This is a genomic window from Streptomyces sp. R21 (assembly GCF_041051975.1).
Classification (GTDB): Bacteria; Actinomycetota; Actinomycetes; order Streptomycetales; family Streptomycetaceae; genus Streptomyces.
Map to the genome: position 1 here is coordinate 3,364,926 of NZ_CP163435.1, position 21,184 is coordinate 3,386,109.

Sequence of the window (21,184 nt, forward strand, 5' to 3'; positions counted from 1 at the left end):
CCCTTGACCCGATTGGCTGTCGGGGCTGGGGTAATGGACCGAGCGTCGCCGATCGTGGTGCATTCTCGCCGCCCGCACAAGGGGGTTCGTTACTGGCTAGTAACGGGCAGATAACCGAACAACGACCCGCCGGTATCGGTCGACGACACAGGGTGGTGTCAACTGTGGCGACAGATCGGTTGACACTTGGACAGAAACCGACAGATCAACGCCTCTGACTTACTCCAAGTAACAGCGGCCGCGTTTACCAAGTTTTGGTAAAGCGCGGCCACTTGTCGCTCTGTCGGCAAATCTTTCACTCGGGCATCACAAGCCCCGGCGTTTAGGAACAGGTCAACGGACCGGTCAGAACAGGGCCCTGGCCAGCGCACGCCTGGCCGCGATCACCCGGGGATCATCGCCCCCGACGACCTCGAAGAGCTCCAGCAGCCGTACGCGTACGGCATCACGGTCGTCACCCGCTGTGCGCCGCACCGTGTCGATGAGGCGACCGAAAGCGTCCTCGACATGACCGCCCACGAGGTCCAGGTCGGCGGCGGCGATCTGCGCCGGCGCGTCGGCCGGCTTCTCCGCGGCGTCCTTGCGCACCTGCTGCGGGTCGGCGCTCTGCACCCGCTGGAGCAGCTCCGCCTGGGCGAGGCCGAGCTTGGCCTCCGTGTTGCCCGGGTCGTCGCTCAGCACGTTCTTGTACGCCTGCACCGCGCCGCCGAAGTCCCCCGCGTCCAGCGCCTGTACGGCAGCCTCCAGCAGAGCGTCGTACGGGCCCGCGGTCATCTCGGGCGCCGCCTCCGGGGCACCGCCGGGCGCGGCCTCCGCGTCGGCGTCGACGGTCAGGCCGGTCAGGCCGAAGCGCTGCTCGGCGACCTGGACGAGCTGGTCGAGGGTCCCTCGGATCTGCTGCTCGCCCGCGGCGCCCTGGAAGAGCGGCAGTGCCTGCCCGGCGACCACCGCGAAGACAGCCGGAATCCCCTGGACCCCGAACTGCTGCATCAGCATCTGATTGGCATCGACGTCGATCTTGGCAAGGACGAAGCGTCCGCTGTACTCAAGGGCGAGCCGCTCGAGGATCGGGCTCAGCTGCTTGCACGGCTCGCACCACTCGGCCCAGAAGTCGATGACGACGGGCACTTCGGTGGACCGCTGGAGGACGTCCCGCTCGAATCCCGCCTCGTCGACGTCGATGACGAGACTCGACGGAGATACGGCTCCGCCTCCGCCGCCCTGACTGGCCGCTTCGGCGCGCGCCTGCTCCGCCTTCGCCTTGGCCTCCTGGGCCGCCTTCACCGCGGCGAGGTCGACGACTCCGCTCATGGACATGTTCCGTGGCTGCATGCGTCTATCCTCCCCCGTTATCCGCGCACGTGTGAAAAGGCCCGTGAAAGTCGGTCCTGCGGTGTGGTGTTGGGCGCCGGGTCCCCACCTGGCGCCGCGTGGTCGTCGCTCGCTTCACGCACACACGATCTTTCGATACGACCCGTAGCGTAACTGCATGGGCGGACCCCGGGAAACCCACCCCCTCGTGATCTCCCTCACGGCCTCACAGGAACCGCCGGTTATGGTCGTGGGATGCAGAGCCACACCCCCACCGGCCGCACGGGACGCCCCCGCAGCGCCGCCGCGGACGCCGCGATCCTGGCGGCGGCGCGGGCCGCTCTGGTCGAACTGGGCTGCGCCAAACTGACGTTGGGGGACGTGGCGACGCGCGCCGGGGTCGCCAAGACGACCCTCTACCGTCGCTGGCCCGGCAAGAACGAACTCATCGTCGACGCGGTGGCCGCCCTCTTCGACGAACTGGAACTCCCCGACCGCGGCAGCCTCGCCGCCGACATCGAGGGCGTGGTCCTGCAGTTCGCGACGATCCTCGCCCTTCCCGAGGCCAAGAACGGCCTCATGGCGGTCGTCGCCGAGTCAACCCACGACGAAGCCCTGCGCGAACGTATCCGCACCTCGATCGTGGACCGCCAAAAACGCCTCGTCCTGGAAGGCCGGGCCCGCGCCACAGCACGCGGCGAACTCCCCCTCGACTCCGACCCCGCCTCAGCGGCCCGCGCCGCGGACCTGATCTTCGACGTGGTCGCCGGAGCGGTCGTCCACCGCACGATCATCAGCGCGGAACCGGTGGACGAGGAGTGGGTACGAAGCTTCACGAAGGTGCTGCTGCTGGGGCTGGCGGGGGCAGCGGGAGATCTTTAGCCCGTCCGGCGTTAGAGGACGAGCGCGCAAGCGCGATGACAGGGGGAAAGGGGGCGCAGCCCCCAGGACAACGGGAAGGGCAGGGGCGGAGGGGGCGAACCCCATGGAGCCCCGCCCCCACCACCCGCACCTCAGAACCCGGCCGGCTCCGTGTACACCCCCCACTCGTCCCGCAGCACCCCGCAGATCTCCCCGAGCGTGGCCTCGGCCCGCACCGCGTCCAGCATGGGCGCGATCATGTTGGACCCGTCCCGCGCGGCAGCGAGCATCGCTTCGAGAGCCCCCCGCACGCGGGCGTCGTCCCGCCCGCCCCGCCGCGCACCGAGCTCCCGGACCTGCTCCCGCTCCACCTCGTGAGAAACCCGGAGGATCTCCAGATCCCCCGTCACCGACCCGTGGTGCACATTGACCCCCACGACCCGCTTGTCGCCCTTCTCCAGGGACCGCTGGTACTGGAAGGCGGACTCGGCGATCTCGCCGGTGAACCAGCCGTCCTCGATGCCACGCAGGATCCCGGACGTGATCGGCCCGATCGGGTGCTGCCCGTCGGGGTGCGCCCGCAGCCCCCGTTCCTTGATCTGCTCGAAGATCTTCTCGGCGTCGGCCTCGATACGGTCGGTGAGCTGCTCGACGTACCAGGAACCGCCCAGCGGGTCGGCGACGTTGGCGACGCCGGTCTCCTCCATCAGCACCTGCTGCGTGCGCAGCGCGATCTCCGCCGCCTGCTCGGAGGGCAGCGCGAGGGTCTCGTCGAGCGCGTTGGTGTGCAGGGAGTTCGTCCCGCCGAGGACGGCCGCGAGCGCCTCCACCGCCGTACGGACGACGTTGTTGTACGGCTGCTGCGCGGTCAGCGAGACACCGGCGGTCTGGGTGTGGAAGCGCAGCCACTGCGCCTTGTCGGTCTTCGCGCCGTACACGTCCCGCATCCAGCGGGCCCAGATGCGGCGCGCCGCGCGGAACTTGGCGATCTCCTCGAAGAAGTCGAGGTGCGCGTCGAAGAAGAAGGAGAGGCCCGGCGCGAAGACGTCGACGTCCATCCCGCGGGAGAGCCCCAGCTCGACGTAGCCGAAGCCGTCGGCGAGGGTGTACGCCAGCTCCTGGGCGGCCGTGGAACCGGCCTCACGGATGTGGTAGCCGGAGACGGACAGCGGCTTGTAGGCGGGAATGCCGGCGGCGCAGTGCTCCATCAGGTCGCCGATGAGGCGCAGGTGCGGCTCGGGCTGGAAGAGCCACTCCTTCTGCGCGATGTACTCCTTGAAGATGTCGGTCTGGAGCGTGCCGTTGAGCACGGCAGGGTCGACGCCCTGGCGCTCGGCGGCGACGAGGTACATGCAGAACACGGGAACGGCCGGCCCGCTGATGGTCATGGACGTCGTCACATCCCCGAGCGGGATGTCCTTGAACAGAACCTCCATGTCGGCGGCGGAGTCGATGGCGACCCCGCAGTGCCCGACCTCGCCGAGGGCGCGAGGGTCGTCGGAGTCGCGCCCCATGAGGGTGGGCATGTCGAAGGCGACGGAGAGCCCGCCCCCGCCGTTGGCGAGGATCATCTTGTAGCGCTCGTTGGTCTGCTCGGCGTTCCCGAACCCGGCGAACTGCCGGATGGTCCACGTACGCCCCCGGTAGCCCGTCGCATGCAGCCCGCGGGTGTAGGGGTACTCACCCGGCCACCCGATCCGCTCGAACCCCTCATAGGTGTCTCCGGGCCGCGGCCCGTACACCGGCTCCACGGGATCACCGGAGAGCGTGGTGAAGTCGGCGTCGCGCTTGCGCGAAGCGTCGTAGCGGGCCTGCCAGCGACGGCGGCCTTCCTCGATGGCGTGAGCGTCCATACCTTTGAATTTACTAGGACGTCCTAGTAAATGTCGATGGTATCGCTCGAGTCGCGCCGTGGACCCGGACACAGCGGCGACGGGCCGCCCGTTACGCTCAGCACCATGAAAAAGAACGTCCTGACCCGCTATCGGGTGATGGCCTACGTCACTGCCGTACTGCTGATCGTCCTCACGGTGGGCGTGATCGGGAAGCGCCTGCTGCACTTGGACGGCTTCGACTCCCTGGTCACCGTGGTCGGCATCGCACACGGCTGGCTGTACGTCGTCTACCTTCTCTTCGCGTTCGATGTCTGCTCGAAGGCGCGTATGCCGCTGAGCCGCATGGCCTGGGTCCTTCTGGCGGGGACCATCCCCACCGCCGCGTTCTTCGTCGAACGCAAGGTGACCCGCGAAGTCGAACCCCTCCTCATCACCAGCACCGAGACCGCTGCGGCCTGACCCCGCCCGGCAGGATCAGGCCGCGACGGTCACACCTCGCTACCTGGTGATGAAGTGGCACTGCGTGGCGCGCAGTTTGCCGTTGACGAAGAATTTGGCGCACGCCTTGCCGTACTTCGGCAGGGTCTGCCGTGCGTTGCGACGCAGCGGGTCCGACCTGCACTCGGTGTGCGTGGCACCCCGCGAGGTTTTGTAGGTCCTGTTGTTCGTGTCCGCATAGGCGAAGTCGATGCGCCAGTTGCAGAAATTCGAGAATGTAGCGGCGACGCCCACACAGTCCACGCCCGCGAGCTGGCCTGTGATCCGTTTGCCCGAACCGTCGATGGTGTGGGTCAGGAAGCAGCCGACGGGAACGCTCACACCGACGCCATGAAAGTCATAGCTGAAGGTCCCGATCGTGGTCGTCCCTGTGGCGCTGGCCTGCGCGGATCCCGCCACTCCGAGTGTCACGGCAACAGCGAACGCGGCCGCACTGCCAGCGGTCAGGACACTTCGGACAAGGCGCCTACGGACGGTCAGCAAGGCTGTCTCCCCAATGGTCGTTCCAGGAGTGCGTCCGGGGTTGATCACACGGACAACTGGTCAGCCCATACAAGATCACAGCCCGCAGGCAGAAAAGACCCCGAATACGCCATTTGAGCTACCTCACCTTCGGGTGAAATGCGATGCCACCCGAAGACGGTCACACTCCGTCGTCGAAGTCGTGCGCCGCGATCCGCAGTGGCCGCAGCATCGCGAAGATCTCCGCGCACTCCTCGGCGTCGTAGGCGCCGAGGCCGAAGTCCATGGCCATCAGGTCGCGGGTGGCGGCGTCGCAGGTCTCGCGGCCCTTTTCGGTGATGGAGGCGAGGGTGCCGCGGCCGTCGTTGGGGTTGGGGCGCTTGTCGACGAGGCCGGACCTCACCAGGCGGTCCACGGTGTTGGTGACCGAGGTGGGGTGCACCATGAGCCGCTCGCCGATCTTGGACATCGTCAGCTCGCCCTCCTTGGAGAAGGTGAGCAGCACCAGCGCCTCGTAACGGGCGAACGTCAGCCCGTACGGCTTGACCACCGCGTCGACCTCCGCCAGCAGGATCTGGTGGGCCCGCATGATCGAGGTGATCGCTGCCATCGACGGCACGGACCCCCAGCGCCGCTTCCAGAGTTCGTCGGCGCGGGCGATGGGATCGAAGGCAAGGCTGAGGGGCTTCGGCACGGCAGAGACCTTACCGGCCGGTCACATTGTGGTCAGCCCCGTCTCGCTTTTCGGTCGCCCACCCCCTTTCACTCCCCTCACGCACCCCCTCCGCCCCCTCCGTCCCGGTCGCCCGGCCCCTCCGTACGCCGCGCCTCCACGGCCAGCAGCAGGCAGCACACCGTGCCCAGCACTCCGGCCCCGGTGACCGTCGCGGCCACCCCGGCGAACTCCGCCGCGACCCCCGCCAGCGCCATGCCCACGCCCTGGAGAGTCATCAGCCCGGCCGTGCTCAGGGTCATGGCCCGGCCGCGCAGCTCTTCCGGCACGGCCCGCACGAACCACTGGTCGAGGCCGAGGGAGTACGCGGATCCGGCGCCGGACACGGTCAGCAGGAGCAGCGACCAGACGAGGCCGGGGTGCAGGGCGTAGCCGACGTACGGCAGCAGAGTGCAGCAAACGAGCGGCAGCGCGAGCCGGGCGCGGGCCTCGGGCCGCAGCCGCGAACCCGCGTACAGCTCCCCCGCGATGGTGCCGACCGGCAGCGCGCACATCAGCAGGCCGAGGCCAGCCGCCCCGACGCCCAGCCCGTCGGCGTACGGCGCCGCCAGTGCCTCCGGCGCGACGGAGAACATCGGCGGCACCCAGTTCAGCAGGAGCAGCACCCGCACCCGCCGGTCGGCGAGGACCTGCCGCGCACCCCGCAGCGAGTCCTTCACCAGCGCCGACCGCCCGACCGACCGCGCGGGCCGCCGCCGGGTGCCGAACCGCAGCAGCGCGGCCGAGGTCAGGAACGTACCGACCGTGATGAGCAGCGCCCCACGCGGCGATACGACACTGAGCAGCACGCCGCCGAGCCCGAACCCGACGAGCAGCGCGCTCTGCGACACGATCCGCAGCAGCGAGCGGCCCAGCACGAACAGATCGCCGTCGCCGAGGACATCGGTGAGCGTCGCCATCCGCGCCCCCTGGAAGAGGGGTGCGACGGTGGCGAGCGCGCAGCGCATGGCGAGGAGTACGGCGATGCCCGCGCCCGGCAGCACCATCACGGCCACGAACCCCGCGCACACCAGGTCGCACACCACCAGTACCCGGCGGGCCGGGAACCGGTCGGCGATGCCCGCGAGCAGGGTTCCGCCGATCAGATAGGGCAGGAATCCGAGCGCGAACGTGAGCGCGCTCATCAGGGGCGATCTGGTGAGGCGGTACACGAGCACGGACAGCGCGATCTCACTGACCATCAGCCCGAGCAGCGAGAACGCGTGCGCGGCGAAGACGGCACGGAACTCGCGGACGGCGAAGACGCGGCCGTAACCCGCCGGCTCGCTCCGGGCCAGCGGCTCGGGCTCGGGCTTGGGCTCGGTCGCCACGTCCATCGGTTCGGCTTCTCTCTCTGCTTCCGGCATGCGCAGCAGCGTGCACGCGCGCGTGCCGGTCGCCGTAGAGTTTCGGCGTCAGCCGAATCTTGCGCCCCCTCGGAGGAGGTCCCCATCCCCACCCATCTGCACTTCGGCGAGGAGGACCTCCTCAAGTGCCGCTTCGCCGTGTCGCCCCTCTGGGAGACGCAGGAGGCGGTGCGCACGCTCAACCGCCCCGCGCGGCACGGCTACCACGCGCACTGGCTGCGCCGTATCCGCGCGGCGGCCGCCGGACTCGACCTCGCGCCGCTGTGGCTGCTGATGCCGCAGCGCGGGCACACCCCGGACTGGCTCGGCCCGCCGCCGATCGGCCCGGCGGCCACCTTCGAGGAGGAGATAGAGGCGGTCCGCTCGGCCGACCCGGAGGCCGCCCGCGAGGACACCGCGCTCTCGCTCGCGGACACCCCGGGCGCCCTCGAGTCACCTGAGGGCCGGGCTCTCCTGGCGGACCCGGCCCGCATGATCAGGGAACTGACCGACCTGATGGAGCAGGCCTGGCACACCCTGATCGAGCCGGACTGGCCACGGCTGCGCGCCCTGCTGGAGGCGGACATCGCCTTCCACTCGCGGCGCCTCGCGGAGGTCGGCCTCGGCGGGCTGCTCCCGGAGATCGACCGGCGGTTCGGCTGGAACGCCCGGACGCTGACCGTCGAACGCGGCGGCGAGCACGAGCGGCACCTCGGCGGGCAGGGGCTGGTCCTGATGCCGAGCGTCTTCTCCTGGCCGGACGTGATCAGCGGCTTCGAGCCGCCCTGGCAGCCCACGGTCGCCTACCCGGCCCGTGGCATCGGCGGCCTGTGGGCCGAGCCGGGCGAACGCACCCCCGACGCGCTCGTACGGCTGCTCGGTCGCGGCCGGGCCGCCGTGCTCACGGCGCTCGACGATCCCGCCACGACCAGCGCCCTCGCGCACCGGCTGCGGCTGGCCCCCTCGTCGGTGTCGGCGCACCTCGCGGCCCTGCGCGACGCGGGCCTGCTGACCTCGCGCCGGTACGGCCACCAGGTGCTGTACGAGCGGACCCCGCTGGGCATGGCGCTGGCGTCCGGCGGCGGCTGACACCCCCTCAGAGCCGTACGGTGTCGCACCCGCACCCCTTAAGTGCGCTATGTCACGATTGTCGGCGAACCGTCACGACCGTCACCTTCGCCCAAGGGGGCAGGATGTCCCGGCTGATCCGTACCTTCGCGACGCTCGCGGCGCTCGGGCTCGCGGCGGGCTGCTCGTCCGCGCCAGGCGTCGACGAGGCCTCCGTCGCCCGGGACACCTCACAAAGGACGACGCCCGCCGGGCAGTCCCCCTTCTGGGTCGACCCGTCGAGCTCCGCCGCCCAGCAGATCCAGATGTGGCAGCGGCAGGGCCGTACGAAGGACGCGCAGTTCCTCAAGCGGATCGCGGACCAGCCGGCCGCGCTGTGGCCCGCGGGCGACGACCCGGCGGGGACCATCAGGGCCGCGACCGCGGCGGCGGCCCAGGAGAAGCGGACGGCACTGTTCGTCGCGTACAACATCCCGCACCGGGACTGCGGCCAGCACTCGGCGGGCGGGGCGTACGACGCCGACAACTACCGTGACTGGATCGGGAAGTTCGCCGACGCGCTCGGCGACAGCAAGGCCCTCGTCGTCCTCGAACCCGACGCGGTCGCGCACATGGTGGACGGCTGCACCCCGGGCGAATACCACGAGGAGCGTGAGCAGTTGCTCGCCGAGGCCATCGTCCGGCTGAAGCGGCAGCCGCACACCAAGGTGTACCTGGACGCGGGCAACCCCGCGTGGATCGAGGACCCCTGGAAGCTCGTCGAACCCCTCAAGCGCGCGGGCGTCGAGCAGGCCGACGGCTTCTCGCTGAACGTCTCCAACTTCCAGACGGACACGGCCACGAAGAAGTACGGCGTCCGCCTCTCCCAGGACCTCGGCGGCAAGCACTTCGTCGTCGACACCAGCCGCAACGGCAGGGGCCCGCTGCGCGGCGACCGCAGCGATGCCTGGTGCAACCCGCCGGGCCGGGCCCTCGGCACCCGCCCGACCACGGACACCGGCGAGCCCGCCCTCGACGCCTACCTGTGGATCAAGCGGCCGGGCGAGTCGGACGGGCAGTGCCGGGGCGGACCGGCGGCGGGACAGTGGTGGCCTGACTACGCCTTGGGGCTGGCACGCAACTCCAGGGCGTAGCCCACGGGTTCAGACCGTTTTGGGGTTCACCTGACCTGGATCCACTTGGCCTCGGACGGCGTACCCTGCGCGTCCGTCACGAAGAGCATGTACCAGCCCGGCGGCACCAGCGCCCGGTCCGTCGGTACGTCGACGGTGACCGAGTGGCCGGTCTTCGTGAGGCCGAGTTCGATGGAGCGCTGCTCGACGTCCGTCGTGTGCGTGACCGCGCTGGGCCGCATCAGGCGGGCCTTGACCACCCGTTCGGGGTGCTCGGTGGCGAAGGTCGCGCGGTGCGTGGCGTCGAGTTCCTGCGGCCCGGCGCCCAGGACCGGGCGGTTCTTGCCGTTCTTGTGGAGGGCGGGCGGGGTGAAGATCTCCATGCGCTGCTCGAAGTGGCCCAGCTTGGTGTTCTGCTGGTCGTCGTAGAGCGGGTCGGAGCCGAAGGTGGCGACGCGTCCGTCGGGCAGGAGCAGCGCCTCGGAGTGGTAGTTGCGGCCCACCCGGGGTGAGGCGGCCGTGTGGAAGGCGTTGGCCCTGGGGTCGTAGAACTGCGCCTTGAGGATGTTGCTGGCGCTGCGGCCGCGGTAGTCCGTGGAGCCGTTCGTGGTGAAGACGGAGTCGTCCGGCATGATCACGCTGTTCAGATAGCGCGTGCCCTGGGGGAGGTTGGGGCCGTCCTCGAAGGTGGGGTTGTCCTTCTTGAGGTCGACCACGGCGGTGCGCGGGGTCGCCTTCTTGGACTCGCCGACGCCTCCGCCGCCCAGGATCATCACCTTCTGGTCCTGGGCCGGTGGCAGCAGCAGGGAGGCGGAGGTCTCCGTCTCGTCGGCGTCCCGCAGCCCCGGGACCTTCTCGAACTTGTTGGTCTTCAGGTCCCACAGGCCCGCCTCGCGGCCCTGGTCGGCGGGCCCGTAACCGGCGTTGGACGCGGGGTAGAAGAGCTTTCCGCCCTTGGTGAGGAACAGCGCGGGGTAGGTGGGGAAGTAGCGCTTGGGGCCGGGCGTCCACTTCTTGGTCGCCGGGTCGTAGATCTCGTTGTCGCCGGGGTCGATCATGCCGACGTCGTCGAGGCCGGAGACCGCCAGCACGCGGCCGTCGTCGAGGCCGACGAGGGTCGGGTACCAGCGGGCCTTCTCCATCGGGTCGACGGGGATGTACTTCTCGGCGACGGGGTCGAACTCGTAGGCCGCTCTGATCCCCTGGAAGTCCTGCTTGTCCAGGGTGATCTTCTCGGAGAGGCCGTACGTGTTGTCGGCGTCCTTGCCCTTCAGGCCGACGATCTCGTACTGGGCCTGTTTGTCGGTCTCGGACAGCGGCCCGTCCTCGGTGGCCTCGACGAAGACGCGGGCCTCGCTCGCGGTGACCTTGGTCTTCCAGGGCTGCATGACGCCCCGGCTGTTGTACGTGATCGCCTGTGTGCGCTTGGCCTTGGGGATCGTCACGGCGAACCGGCTGACGTACTCGACGCCGGCGGGCGAGCGGAAACGGGTTCCCTTCTTCAGGACCATGGCCTTGTCGGGGTTCTCGTTCTTCACGCGCATGCCGCCGCCGGCGCGTTTGACCTCGCCGTCGAGCTGTTCGTAGCGGGCGGTGCCGCCGGCCACCAGCATTCTGCCGCTGGGGAGTTGGGCGTGCCCGGAGCAGAAGAAGTCGTCCGGGGTGGGGATCTTCTTGAAGGTGTCGGTCTTCGGGTCCCACAGGACGGTGTCGAAGGATCCCTTGTCGAACTTCTTCTGCTCGTTGCCCGAGCCCGCGACGATCAGCACCTTGCCGGTGTGCAGCAGGGCCGCGTGGATGGCGTTGGTGCGGTACTTCCTGGGGATGTCGACGTTGCTCCAGGAGCCGTACTTCGCCATGTAGCCGGGCTGGGCGATCTTGTACTCGTGGTACTTCTCGCCGGCGAAGCCCATCACGGCCGGGGCGTTGAGGCCGGCGAGCATCGCGATGCCGCCGATGCCGAGCACGGTCTTCTTGGTCTTCTTCGAGGGCTGGTAGGCCATGACCTAGTTGCCTCCTGTCGTGGAGCGGGTGACCGTGGTCGTGGTGCCGCCCGTCGCGAGCGCGGGTTCCGTGGGCTCGACCAGGCGTGCGGTGGTCCGCAGCGCCGCCCTGGCCCTGCGCTCCTTGACCAGCGTCAGGATCCACACGGCGACCGGCGCCAGCGAGATCGCCATGGCCAGGACCGCCCAGGTGCGCATGGCCGCGTGGGTGTGGTCGAGGTAGAACGAGGCGACCAGGGAGACCGCGAGGACCCCCGCCCAGAACAGATGGATGCGGAACGTCATCAGGCGGTCGGGGCTGGCGTCGCCGCCCTTCGGGGTGACCACGAACCGGCTGGGGCGGCGGGTCAGGGCGGCGCCCAGCGACTTGAGGTAGATGGGCGCCGACAGCGCGGACATCCCCATCCCGGCGAGGCCGCCGGAGCCCTCGGGTTCGTGCGGGGAGACGTTGTGCCGCCGGTTCCACAGGTACAGCCCGATCTGGAGGGCCGCGGCGTCGCTGTAGAGCATCAGCCAGACGGAGGCGGCGACCTGGGTGCCGGACGCGCCGAACCAGAGGAAGAGGAAGCAACTGAGGATGCCCAGCAGCCAGTTGACGGCTGTCATCGGGTAGTAGACCAGCATCAGCGTGTACGAGAAGAGCCGGCCGGGCGGCATCGTGAACGGTGCCTTCCAGTACTGCTTGAACAGCGTCTCGTAGGTGCCGCGCGACCAGCGCATCTGCTGGGTGAAGAAGTCCGTCCATGAGGCCGGGCCCTCACCGACGGCGAGGACGTCGGGGGTGTAGACGGAGCGCCAGTGCTTCCTGGTCCTCGGGTTGCGGTGCCGGTGCAGTTCGAAGCCGGTGGCCATGTCCTCGGTGATCGAGTCGTACAGTCCGCCGATCTGCTTGAGGGCGGAGATGCGCACGACGTTGTTGGTGCCGACGAACATGGGCGCGCGGTAGCGGTTGCCGGCGCGCTGGATCAGCGCGTGGAAGAGGAACTGCTGGGACTCGGCAGCCTTGGTGACGGGGGTCTCGTAGTTGCCGTAGACCTGCGGTCCCACGACGAACGCGATGTCGGGGTCCCGGAAATAACCCATCATCCGCTCCAGGAAGTTCGGGAGCGGGACGTGGTCGGTGTCGACGGAGGCGAAGTAGTCGTAGCCGTCGCCGTGCATCGCGAGCCAGGCGTTGTAATTGCCGTGCTTCGTACGGGTCTTGTGGACGCCCTTGGGGCGGTTCCACTCCGGGACGCCGAACCGGGTGAAGTGCCGTACGCCGAGTTCCGCGCAGAGCGCCTTGGCCTGGGGGTCGTCCCCCTCGTCGAGGAGCCATACGTCCAGCGGGCCGGTGTGGGTGACCTTGACCGCGCCCTCCAGGGTGGCGCGGACCATGGAGAGGGGTTCCTTGCCGGGGACGTACGTGGTGAGGAAGGCGACGCGGGTGCCGGGTTCCGGGGTGACCGGAACGGGGTCGCGGGCGACCAGCGTGGCGTGGGCGATGCTCATGACGTTGACGACCATGAACAGCTCGATGAGGCCGATGGCTATGAGCATCGCGACGTCGAGCCCCACGAGCCAGCGTTCGCCGCCCTCGCGCTCCACCCAGTGGGTGGGCCAGACCAGGTAGACGAGGAGGACGCCGGTGAGGATCGGGGCGAGCGTCATCAGGAGGACCGCGCGTATTCGGTGCGGCTCGCCCGAGAGGAGCTTGGTGTACTGCACCCGGTAGGCCGCGCCGGACGGCTCCGTCAGTGGTCCGGCGAGTCGGCTGTAGGTGTCGTAGTCGTAGCCCTCCGGCCGCACAGCGCCCTCCAGTGATCGAACCGACTGAACGTGTCGATAACCACACACAAATGGAGATTTGAGGGCGTGTCGAACTGGGCGCGTCCGAAGGGGTTGTTGTCGGGGAGGGCCTGCAGGTCTACGCGGACAGGTGCCGCTCCACCGTCTCGACCTTGGAGGTGAGGCCGTCGGTCACACTGGGGCGGATGTCCGCCTTCAGGACGAGGGAGACGCGCGGCGCCCGCTCCTCGACTGCGGCGACGGCGCGCTTGACCACGTCCATCACCTCGTCCCATTCGCCTTCGATCGAGGTGAACATCGCGTCGGTGCGGTTCGGCAGCCCCGACTCGCGCACGACCCGGACGGCGTCGGCGACGTACTCCCCCACGTCCTCGCCGACACCGAGCGGCGTCACGGAGAAGGCGACGATCACGACGCCACCACTCCCTCACGGCGGGCGCGGGAGGCGATGACCGCGTCCTCGGCCTCACGCTTGAGCTTGCGCTCGGCGAAGAAGCCGCCGGTGGGCAGGACGGACAGGACGAAGTACAGGGCCGCGGTCTTCGGGGCCCACTTGGTGCGGTTCCAGGCGTCCGCCCAGAAGATCACGTACAGGATGAAGAGGACACCGTGGATCGCGCCCATCACGGGCACCGCGTTGAAGTCCGTGGTCCGCTTCAGCACCGAGCAGACGAGCAGCAGCAGGAAGGAGACGGCCTCGGGGGCCGAGACCAGGCGGAGGCGGCGGAGGGCGGTGGCGGTCTTTATGTCCACGGAACGGTTCACCTTCGGTGGGAGATTCGCTTTCGGCGGGGTCGGCGCTTTGGCGGGCGCTTTGTGAACGCAGGCACAAGCGGTGTCCATTGTGCCATCGGCGCCCCTAGGGGTGCGGTCAGGGTCCGGATCCACCCCGGGACTCTGTCGGCTCCACCCGACCTGCGGCTACCTTCACCTCGTGGCGATGTTCCGACTCCAAGGCAGCAAGGTCCTGGCCGTCGACATGACCGGGGACGCCGTGAAGGCGAAGAACGGCTCAATGGTGGCGTACGACGGGCAGATGGCCTTCAAGAAGCTCAGCGGCGGCGGTGAGGGGATCCGGGGGATGGTGACCCGGCGGCTCACCGGCGAACAGATGGTGATGATGGAGGTGAAGGGGCAGGGCACGTGCTGGTTCGCGGACCGGGCCTCCGAGATCAACCTGGTGAGTCTCCAGGGGGACAAGCTGTACGTCGAGTCGAGCAACCTGCTCGCGGCGGACGCCGGCCTGCGCACGGGCACGACCTTCACGGGACTGCGCGGCGCCTCGCAGGGCAACGGGCTGTTCACGACGACGGTCGAGGGGCACGGCCAGGCGGCGATCATGTCCGACGGCCCGGCGGTGGTGCTGCGGGTGAGCGCGCAGTACCCGCTGACGGTCGACCCGGGGGCGTACATCGCGCACCAGGGCAATGTGCGGCAGTCCCTCCAATCCGGTGTGACGTTCCGCACGTTGATGGGGGAGGGCGGCGGCGAGGCCTTCCAGATGCGGTTCGAGGGGGACGGGCTGGTGTACGTACAGCCGAGCGAGCGGAACACGATCGCGGGGGATGTGTGACATGCCCTTCCGTGAGGTCAACTCCAAGATGATCGAGGCGACCGTCGCCCCCGGTCAGCGCCTGTTCAGTCAGCGCGGCGCGATGCTCGCCTACAGGGGCGAGGTCTCCTTCACGCCCAACGTCCAGGGCGGTCAGGGCGGGGTCATGTCGATGCTCGGCCGCCGCCTGGCGAACGAGGCCACACCGCTGATGACGGTGGAGGGCAGCGGCACGGTCTTCTTCGGGCACGGCGGCCACCACATCGAGGTGATCAACCTGAGCGGCGACACCCTGTACGTGGAGGCGGACCGCCTGCTCGCCTTCGACGGCACACTCCAGCAGGGGACGATGTTCCTGGGCTCGCAGGGCGGCGTCATGGGCATGGTGCGCGGCCAGGTCTCCGGCCAGGGGCTGTTCACGACCACCCTCAAGGGGCACGGCGCGGTCGCCGTCATGGCGCACGGGGGCGTCTTCGAGATCCCGATCACCCCGCAGCGCCCGGTGCACGTCGACCCACAGGCGTACGTCGCCCATCACGGGGACGTGCGCAACAAGCTGTCCACGGCGCTGGGCTGGCGCGACATGGTGGGCCGCGGCTCCGGCGAGGCGTTCCAGCTGGAGCTGAGCGGCAGCGGTGCGGTGTACGTCCAGGCCTCGGAGGAGAAACTGTGAGCGCGTACGGGACTCCTGGCGGCCCGGTGATCCACGACCCGATGACGCTGCCGGTCGACGACAACGTCAACAAGTACACCTTCTGCGTGGAGCTCAAGGGGAGCCAGTGGTTCCTGCAGAAGGGCAAGATGATCGCGTACTACGGCACGATGGAGTTCAACGGCATCGGGTACGGCCGACTCGACCGCCTGGTGCGCACATCGTTCCATTCGCCTCTGCACGCGAGCGACTGGGTCGTCGCGGAGGGCTCGGGCAAGATGCTCCTCGCCGACCGGGCCTTCGATGTGAATTCCTACGACCTCGAAGACGGCAACCTGACCATTCGCTCCGGCAACTTGCTCGCTTTTCAGCCAACTCTCGCGCTTAAGCAATCGATCGTGCCGGGCTTTCTGACACTGATCGGAACCGGCAAGTTCGTGGCGGCATCAAACGGCCCGGTGGTGTTCATGGAGCCGCCGATCCGGGTGGACCCGCAGGCGCTCGTCGGCTGGGCGGACTGCCCCTCGCCGTGCCACCACTACGACCACGGGTATCTGACGGGCGTAATGGGCGGTCTACGTGCGATGACGGGCCTCGGCGGGGCCTCCGGGGAGGAGCACCAGTTCGAGTTCGTGGGAGCGGGTACGGTGCTGCTCCAGTCGACCGAGACACTCATGGCCGAGCAGGCCACGGGGGCGGTCCCGCAGCAGGCCGGCGTACCGGGCGGCGGCGGGGTGCCCGGTCAGCAGGGACAGCAGGCAGGTGCACCGCGCCTTCCCGGACAGCTGGGGGACCTCCAGCGTCGCTTCGGGCTGTGAGCGGTAATCTGCGGAGTGTGACATCGAACGCGTGCGCACAGTCACACCACCCTCACTAGTTCGCCTTTCAACCTTTTAGGTAGACTTCATTCATGGAGACCGAGACGGCCACGCGCTGGCTGACCGATGCGGAGCAGTGCGCCTGGCGCACCCACCTGGAGGTCAACAGGCTGTTGATGCACCAGCTCGAGAGGGACTTGCAGCCATTCGGGCTGACAATGAACGACTACGAGATCCTGGTGAATCTCTCCGAGTCGGAGGGCGTACGGATGCGGATGAGTGACCTCGCGTCCGCGACCCTCCAGTCCAAGAGCCGGCTCTCGCATCAGATCACCCGCATGGAGAACGCGGATCTGGTCCGCCGCGAGAACTGCGAGTCCGACCGCCGAGGGCTCTACGCGGTCCTCACCGAGCACGGCAGGGAGACGATGAAGAAGGTCGCGCCACACCATGTGGCGTCCGTCCGCAGGCACTTCATCGACCTCACCTCCCCCGAGGCCCTGGAAGACCTCCACAAGTCGCTGCGCCCGATCGCGGAACACCTGCGCGGGCAGCGGGGCAAGCCGTAGCGCGCCGTCGCCCCGGCGCCCGCGTCGTGCGGCGGATTGGCCGGGAGACGGGCCAACTGCCCGCGAGATCCAGCCACTTCCGCGAACTTTCCCTCCGCAGACTTCCCATCGGCGGCTGCTCTTCCAGAAGGTTCTCTTCCACGGACTCCACGTCCGCCGGCGAGTGAGCGACGTCGTCAGCGGGTGGGCGTCGCCATCTCCTCGTACACCGCTGCGGCGGGCTCACTCGGCTGAGCCCGGCGCGGGACGGGCGCCCGGCGTGCGTCCCAGGCGGCCCCTGCCGCCACTACGAGCGCCACGGCGCCCGAGGCGGCGAAGCACAGGGCGAGTGGTGCCCGCCCGACCAGCAGACCCATGGCCGCGGCGCCGCCCGAAGTACCGGCGTTGACCGCGGTGTTGACCCATGCGCCGGCCTGGGTGCGCAGGCCGTCCCCGGCGGCCTCGTCGGCGACCAGGTAGGCGGTGGTCAGGGCCGGGGCGACGAAGAACCCCGCGCAGGCCACCGCCGCCATCAGCGTGCCGAGACCCGGGGCGAGGCCGGCGAGGGCCGTGGCGAGACCGAGGCCGACGGCCGTGAGCGACAGCCGGACCCGAGCGCCGATACGCCAGTGGACGGCGCCGTTGAGCAGCCCGCCGACCGCGCTGCCCGCCGACAGTGCGGCGAGCACCCAGGCCACCGTGTCGTCGCCCTGGTGGCGTTCCCCGGCGAAGGCCAGCACCAACAGGTCGATGCCGCCCAGGGCGAGTCCGACACCGGCCGCCACCAGGACGGGTCCCGCGAGCGCGCGGGCGCCGCCGCGACGGGCGGCCTTCGCGGACTTCGCCTTCGCCCCGGCGGGCTGCACGCTCCGTACGGGCGGCGAGCCGACGAAGGCGATGGTCCCGGCGGCGACGAGCAGCGCGCTCAGCGCCACCCCCGCCGCCGGGGGCGCGACCTGGACCACGGCGCCGACCAGGAGCGGGCCGGAGACGAACAGCAGCTCCTCGGCGACCCCGTCGAGGCTGTACGCGCGCTGCAACAGCTGCTTGTCGGGCGCGAGTTCGCTCCACACGGAGCGCATCGTGGGGCCGAGCGGGGGCGGGAACGCGCCCGCGGCGACGGCCAGGGCGGCCACCAGGAGCGGCGGTGCGCCCGGCCGCCAGGCGACCGCGGCGAGCGTCCCGAGGAGCCCGGCGAAGAGGAGGGCGAGCGGGACGAGGGCGCGGCGCGGGCCGTGCCGGTCGACGAGGGCCGCCCGGGCCGGCGACAGAACGACGGTCAGGGCACCGAAGAGCGCCATGACCGTTCCCGCGAGGGCGTAGGACCCGGTGGCCCGGGTGACGGTGAGCATCACGGAGAGGGAGACGATGCCGTACGCCAGTCTGCCGGTGAGGGCGATGGCAAAGGTGCGGCGGGCGTGCGGAATGCGGAGGACGGCGGCGTACGAGGGCCGCGCGGAGGGCGCAGACATGGTGGGATTCCTCGACTCGAGGCGGAAAAGGGGTCGCCTGGGGGCCGCGACGGCTACGGCCTGCTGCCGGTTCGCCGTGCGGGCCTGGGCGGGCCCTATGCCAAGAGAAGGAACATGAGCGTCAACGTATCAGCGGGGGGCGGACGTTAGCCAGGTTCAGGGTCGGCGGGAGGGGCGGCCCTACGGGGTTTTCGCCCCCTCCGCCCCTACCCGTCCCGTCCTCGGGGGCTCCGCCCCCGAACGTCAGCCCTGCGTCGTCAGCCCCGCCACCAACTCGTCCGCCGCCCGGTAAGGGTCCAGCTCCCCCGCCACGATCCGCTCCGCGAGCGCGCTGAGGCGGCGGTCTCCGTGGAGGTCGCCGATGCGCGAGCGCAGCGTGGTGACGGCGATCGTCTCGACCTCCTGGGAGGCCCGGGCGCGCCGGCGCTCGGTGAGGACCCCGTGCTCCTCCATCCAGGCACGGTGCTTCTCCAGCGCCTCGACGACCTCGTCGATGCCCTCGCCGCGCGCGGCGACCGTCTTGACGATCGGAGGGCGCCAGTCCCCCGGGCCCCGGGACTCACCGAGGCCGAGCATGTGGTTCAGCTCGCGCGCGGTCGCGTCGGCCCCGTCGCGGTCGGCCTTGTTGACGACGTAGACGTCGCCGATCTCCAGGATTCCGGCCTTGGCGGCCTGGATCCCGTCGCCCATGCCGGGGGCGAGGAGGACGACGGAGGTGTCGGCCTGGGAGGCGATCTCGACCTCCGACTGACCGACGCCGACCGTCTCGACCAGGATCACGTCGCAGCCCGCCGCGTCCAGGACGCGGATGGCCTGCGGGGCGGCCCAGGCGAGGCCGCCGAGGTGCCCGCGGGTGGCCATGGAGCGGATGTACACGCCGGAGTCGGACGCGTGCTCCGACATCCGCACCCGGTCGCCGAGCAGCGCGCCCCCGGAGAACGGGGACGACGGGTCGACGGCGAGGACGCCGACCCGCTTGCCCTGCCGCCGGTACGCGCTCACCAGCGCCGACGTGGACGTCGACTTGCCGACGCCCGGCGATCCGGTGAGCCCGACCACGTAGGCGTTGCCCGTCAGGGGCGCGAGCGTCTCCATGACCTCGCGCAGTTGCGGGGCCGCCCCCTCCACCAGGGAGATCAGCCGGGCCACGGCCCGCGGCCGGCCTTCCCTGGCCTGGGCCACCAGTGAGGAGACGTCCTGCATCACAGCTCCGTTCGCGTACACGTAGACGAGCGAAAAAGAAGGTCAGGCCTTGGGTACCCGCACGATGAGCGCGTCACCCTGCCCGCCGCCACCGCACAGCGCGGCCGCGCCCACTCCGCCGCCGCGCCGCTTCAGTTCGAGGGCGAGGTGCAGCACGAGCCGGGCGCCCGACATACCGATCGGGTGGCCGAGGGCGATGGCTCCGCCGTTGACGTTCACCTTGTCGGTGGACACCCCGAGGTCCTTCATTGACTGCACGGCGACCGCGGCGAAGGCCTCGTTGATCTCGATGAGGTCGAGGTCCTCGACGCCGATGCCCTCCTTCTTCAGGGCGTGCTGGATCGCGTTGGAGGGCTGGGACTGGAGCGAGTTGTCGGGGCCCGCCACGTTGCCGTGGGCGCCGATCTCCGCGATCCACTCGAGGCCGAGCTCCAGCGCCTTGGTCTTGCTCATCACGACCACGGCGGCGGCGCCGTCGGAGATCTGCGAGGAGGTGCCGGCGGTGATCGTGCCGTCCTTGGTGAAGGCGGGGCGCAGCTTGCCGAGGGACTCGGCGGTCGTCTCGGCGCGGATGCCCTCGTCCTTGCTGAAGACGACGGCTTCGCCCTTGCGCTGCGGGATCTCCACGGGGGTGATCTCGGCCTCGTAGATGCCGTTCTTCTGGGCGGCGGCCGCGCGCTGGTGGGAGAGCGCGGCGAACTCGTCCTGCGGGGCGCGCTGGATGCCGAGGCGCGTGTTGTGCTTCTCCGTCGACTCGCCCATGGCGATGTCCTCGAAGGAGTCGGTGAGACCGTCGTAGGCCATGGCGTCGATCATCTGCACCGCGCCGTACTTGTATCCCTCGCGGGACTTCGGCAGCAGGTGGGGCGCGTTGGTCATGGACTCCTGGCCGCCGGCCACGACGATGTCGAACTCGCCGGCGCGGATCAGCTGGTCGGCGAGCGCGATCGCGTCGAGCCCCGACAGACACACCTTGTTGATGGTGAGCGCCGGGACGCTCATCGGGATGCCGCCCTTGACCGCTGCCTGGCGTGCCGGGATCTGCCCTGCCCCGGCCTGGAGCACCTGGCCCATGATCACGTACTGCACCTGGTCGCCACCGATACCCGCACGGTCGAGGGCGGCCTTGATCGCGAAGCCTCCGAGGTCGGCTCCGGAGAAGGACTTGAGGGAACCGAGAAGCCGTCCCATCGGGGTGCGGGCACCCGCGACGATCACGGAGGTCGTGCTGTTCGTACCGGACATGAGGTGCGATCCCCTTTCAGCTTGCACAGCTGAGGAGTGAACGAGGGTTTACTGGAAATGTACTGAGCGGTACGCCACCCGTCATCGGGCTGTAGGTGTGATCGCGCGCACGTTGCGTAACCACCTCCGGAGCGCTGCACTGTCTCCATGCTGACGCGAATCGACCACATTGGTATCGCCTGCTTCGACCTCGACAAGACCGTCGAGTTCTACCGGGCGACGTACGGCTTCGAGGTGTTCCACTCCGAGGTCAACGAGGAGCAGGGCGTCCGCGAGGCCATGCTCAAGATCAACGAGACGTCCGACGGCGGCGCCTCCTACCTCCAGCTCCTGGAGCCGACCCGCGAGGACTCCACCGTCGCGAAGTGGCTGGCCAAGAACGGGGAGGGGGTCCACCACATCGCCTTCGGCACGGCGGACGTGGACGCCGACGCCGCCGACATCAAGAACAAGGGCGTACGCGTCCTGTACGAGGAGCCGCGTATCGGGTCCATGGGCTCCCGTATCACCTTCCTTCACCCCAAGGATTGCCACGGCGTACTGACAGAACTGGTCACTTCGGCGCCTGTTGAGTCACCTGAGCACTGACCTCCGTATATCTGGGCCGGTAGGGTTGGGGGCGGTCGCCGCCATGTCGGGGCGGCCGAGGGCCGGGGTCCAGGTTTTTCGGGGAACGGGCGGGATCAGCATCGGGGCAG

General features: G+C 69.6%; 21 protein-coding genes. 9 read left to right on the forward strand and 12 right to left on the reverse strand.

The genetic code is table 11. The features are described from left to right. Positions 1-345: 345 nt before the first annotated feature. Entirely contained in the window at positions 346-1,332 is a 987-nt protein-coding gene (locus AB5J56_RS14915) for a tetratricopeptide repeat protein (protein WP_369233200.1), read from the reverse strand. 234 nt (positions 1,333-1,566) lie between these two features. Here AB5J56_RS14915 and AB5J56_RS14920 point away from each other — a divergent pair, with 234 nt between their 5' ends. Beyond that, positions 1,567-2,193: a TetR/AcrR family transcriptional regulator C-terminal ligand-binding domain-containing protein gene (locus AB5J56_RS14920; protein WP_369233201.1), complete on the forward strand. Its 627-nt coding sequence runs from the start codon at positions 1,567-1,569 to the stop codon at positions 2,191-2,193. A 131-nt stretch (positions 2,194-2,324) separates the two neighbouring features. Here the strand turns inward: AB5J56_RS14920 and AB5J56_RS14925 are convergent, their stop codons facing one another. Continuing rightward, positions 2,325-4,025, reverse strand: coding sequence for a methylmalonyl-CoA mutase (locus AB5J56_RS14925; protein ID WP_369233202.1), 1,701 nt, complete (start codon positions 4,023-4,025; stop codon positions 2,325-2,327). Positions 4,026-4,130: 105 nt separating this feature from the next. On the opposite strand from AB5J56_RS14925, the gene AB5J56_RS14930 reads away from it, so the two are divergent. Then, a complete protein-coding gene (locus tag AB5J56_RS14930) occupies positions 4,131-4,466 on the forward strand; it encodes a DUF3817 domain-containing protein (RefSeq protein ID WP_369233203.1) in 336 nt (111 codons plus the stop codon). 39 nt (positions 4,467-4,505) lie between these two features. Here AB5J56_RS14930 and AB5J56_RS14935 read toward each other — a convergent pair whose 3' ends face one another. From AB5J56_RS14935 to AB5J56_RS14945, 3 genes are all read right to left on the reverse strand, one after another. Further along, positions 4,506-4,916 carry a hypothetical protein gene (locus AB5J56_RS14935; RefSeq protein ID WP_369233204.1) on the reverse strand — a complete coding sequence of 137 codons (411 nt, stop codon included), beginning with the start codon at positions 4,914-4,916 and terminating at the stop codon, positions 4,506-4,508. Between the two features lie 232 nt (positions 4,917-5,148). Next, on the reverse strand, positions 5,149-5,661 hold the full coding sequence (locus AB5J56_RS14940) for a MarR family winged helix-turn-helix transcriptional regulator (protein WP_369233205.1): 513 nt from the start codon (positions 5,659-5,661) through the stop codon (positions 5,149-5,151). Positions 5,662-5,738: 77 nt separating this feature from the next. Beyond that, positions 5,739-7,016, reverse strand: a complete 1,278-nt coding sequence (locus AB5J56_RS14945) for an MFS transporter (RefSeq protein WP_369233206.1) — start codon at positions 7,014-7,016, stop codon at positions 5,739-5,741. Between the two features lie 114 nt (positions 7,017-7,130). Between AB5J56_RS14945 and AB5J56_RS14950 the strand changes: the two genes are divergently transcribed. Together AB5J56_RS14950 and AB5J56_RS14955 are read left to right on the forward strand one after the other, a co-directional pair. Next, positions 7,131-8,114 (forward strand): DUF5937 family protein, encoded by a 984-nt coding sequence (locus AB5J56_RS14950; RefSeq protein WP_369242557.1) that lies wholly within the window; start codon positions 7,131-7,133, stop codon positions 8,112-8,114. A 104-nt stretch (positions 8,115-8,218) separates the two neighbouring features. Continuing rightward, entirely contained in the window at positions 8,219-9,226 is a 1,008-nt protein-coding gene (locus AB5J56_RS14955; RefSeq protein WP_369233207.1) for a glycoside hydrolase family 6 protein, read from the forward strand. 26 nt (positions 9,227-9,252) lie between these two features. Here the strand turns inward: AB5J56_RS14955 and AB5J56_RS14960 are convergent, their stop codons facing one another. The 4 genes from AB5J56_RS14960 to AB5J56_RS14975 form a co-directional block, all read right to left on the reverse strand. Then, positions 9,253-11,208, reverse strand: coding sequence for a galactose oxidase-like domain-containing protein (locus tag AB5J56_RS14960; protein WP_369233208.1), 1,956 nt, complete (start codon positions 11,206-11,208; stop codon positions 9,253-9,255). A gap of 3 nt (positions 11,209-11,211) precedes the next feature. Next, positions 11,212-12,996: a glycosyltransferase family 2 protein gene (locus tag AB5J56_RS14965; protein WP_369233209.1), complete on the reverse strand. Its 1,785-nt coding sequence runs from the start codon at positions 12,994-12,996 to the stop codon at positions 11,212-11,214. Positions 12,997-13,114: 118 nt separating this feature from the next. Beyond that, the gene (locus AB5J56_RS14970) at positions 13,115-13,408 is read right to left on the reverse strand and encodes an MTH1187 family thiamine-binding protein (RefSeq protein WP_369233210.1); all 294 of its coding nucleotides are present in this window, start codon (positions 13,406-13,408) and stop codon (positions 13,115-13,117) included. Further along, the gene (locus tag AB5J56_RS14975) at positions 13,405-13,749 is read right to left on the reverse strand and encodes a DUF3817 domain-containing protein (RefSeq protein WP_369233211.1); all 345 of its coding nucleotides are present in this window, start codon (positions 13,747-13,749) and stop codon (positions 13,405-13,407) included. The genes AB5J56_RS14970 and AB5J56_RS14975 overlap by 4 nt, the downstream gene beginning before the upstream one ends. A 187-nt stretch (positions 13,750-13,936) precedes the next feature. Between AB5J56_RS14975 and AB5J56_RS14980 the strand changes: the two genes are divergently transcribed. The 4 genes from AB5J56_RS14980 to AB5J56_RS14995 all read left to right on the forward strand — a co-directional run bounded on the left by AB5J56_RS14980 (position 13,937) and on the right by AB5J56_RS14995 (position 16,587). Beyond that, on the forward strand, positions 13,937-14,569 hold the full coding sequence (locus AB5J56_RS14980) for an AIM24 family protein (RefSeq protein WP_369242559.1): 633 nt from the start codon (positions 13,937-13,939) through the stop codon (positions 14,567-14,569). Between the two features lies 1 nt (position 14,570). Further along, positions 14,571-15,221 (forward strand): AIM24 family protein, encoded by a 651-nt coding sequence (locus tag AB5J56_RS14985; RefSeq protein WP_369233212.1) that lies wholly within the window; start codon positions 14,571-14,573, stop codon positions 15,219-15,221. Then, positions 15,218-16,018, forward strand: coding sequence for an AIM24 family protein (locus AB5J56_RS14990; RefSeq protein ID WP_369233213.1), 801 nt, complete (start codon positions 15,218-15,220; stop codon positions 16,016-16,018). The genes AB5J56_RS14985 and AB5J56_RS14990 overlap by 4 nt, the downstream gene beginning before the upstream one ends. A 92-nt stretch (positions 16,019-16,110) precedes the next feature. Continuing rightward, positions 16,111-16,587: a MarR family winged helix-turn-helix transcriptional regulator gene (locus AB5J56_RS14995; protein WP_369233214.1), complete on the forward strand. Its 477-nt coding sequence runs from the start codon at positions 16,111-16,113 to the stop codon at positions 16,585-16,587. Positions 16,588-16,763: 176 nt separating this feature from the next. Here the strand turns inward: AB5J56_RS14995 and AB5J56_RS15000 are convergent, their stop codons facing one another. The 3 genes from AB5J56_RS15000 to AB5J56_RS15010 form a co-directional block, all read right to left on the reverse strand. Continuing rightward, complete coding sequence (locus AB5J56_RS15000; RefSeq protein ID WP_369233215.1) at positions 16,764-18,038, reverse strand: MFS transporter; 1,275 nt, start codon at positions 18,036-18,038, stop codon at positions 16,764-16,766. Between the two features lie 243 nt (positions 18,039-18,281). Beyond that, on the reverse strand, positions 18,282-19,241 hold the full coding sequence (gene meaB / locus AB5J56_RS15005) for a methylmalonyl Co-A mutase-associated GTPase MeaB (protein ID WP_369233216.1): 960 nt from the start codon (positions 19,239-19,241) through the stop codon (positions 18,282-18,284). Between the two features lie 42 nt (positions 19,242-19,283). Then, positions 19,284-20,486, reverse strand: a complete 1,203-nt coding sequence (locus AB5J56_RS15010) for an acetyl-CoA C-acetyltransferase (RefSeq protein WP_369233217.1) — start codon at positions 20,484-20,486, stop codon at positions 19,284-19,286. 147 nt (positions 20,487-20,633) lie between these two features. On the opposite strand from AB5J56_RS15010, the gene mce reads away from it, so the two are divergent. Further along, positions 20,634-21,074, forward strand: a complete 441-nt coding sequence (gene mce / locus AB5J56_RS15015) for a methylmalonyl-CoA epimerase (RefSeq protein ID WP_369233218.1) — start codon at positions 20,634-20,636, stop codon at positions 21,072-21,074. Positions 21,075-21,184: the final 110 nt, after the last annotated feature.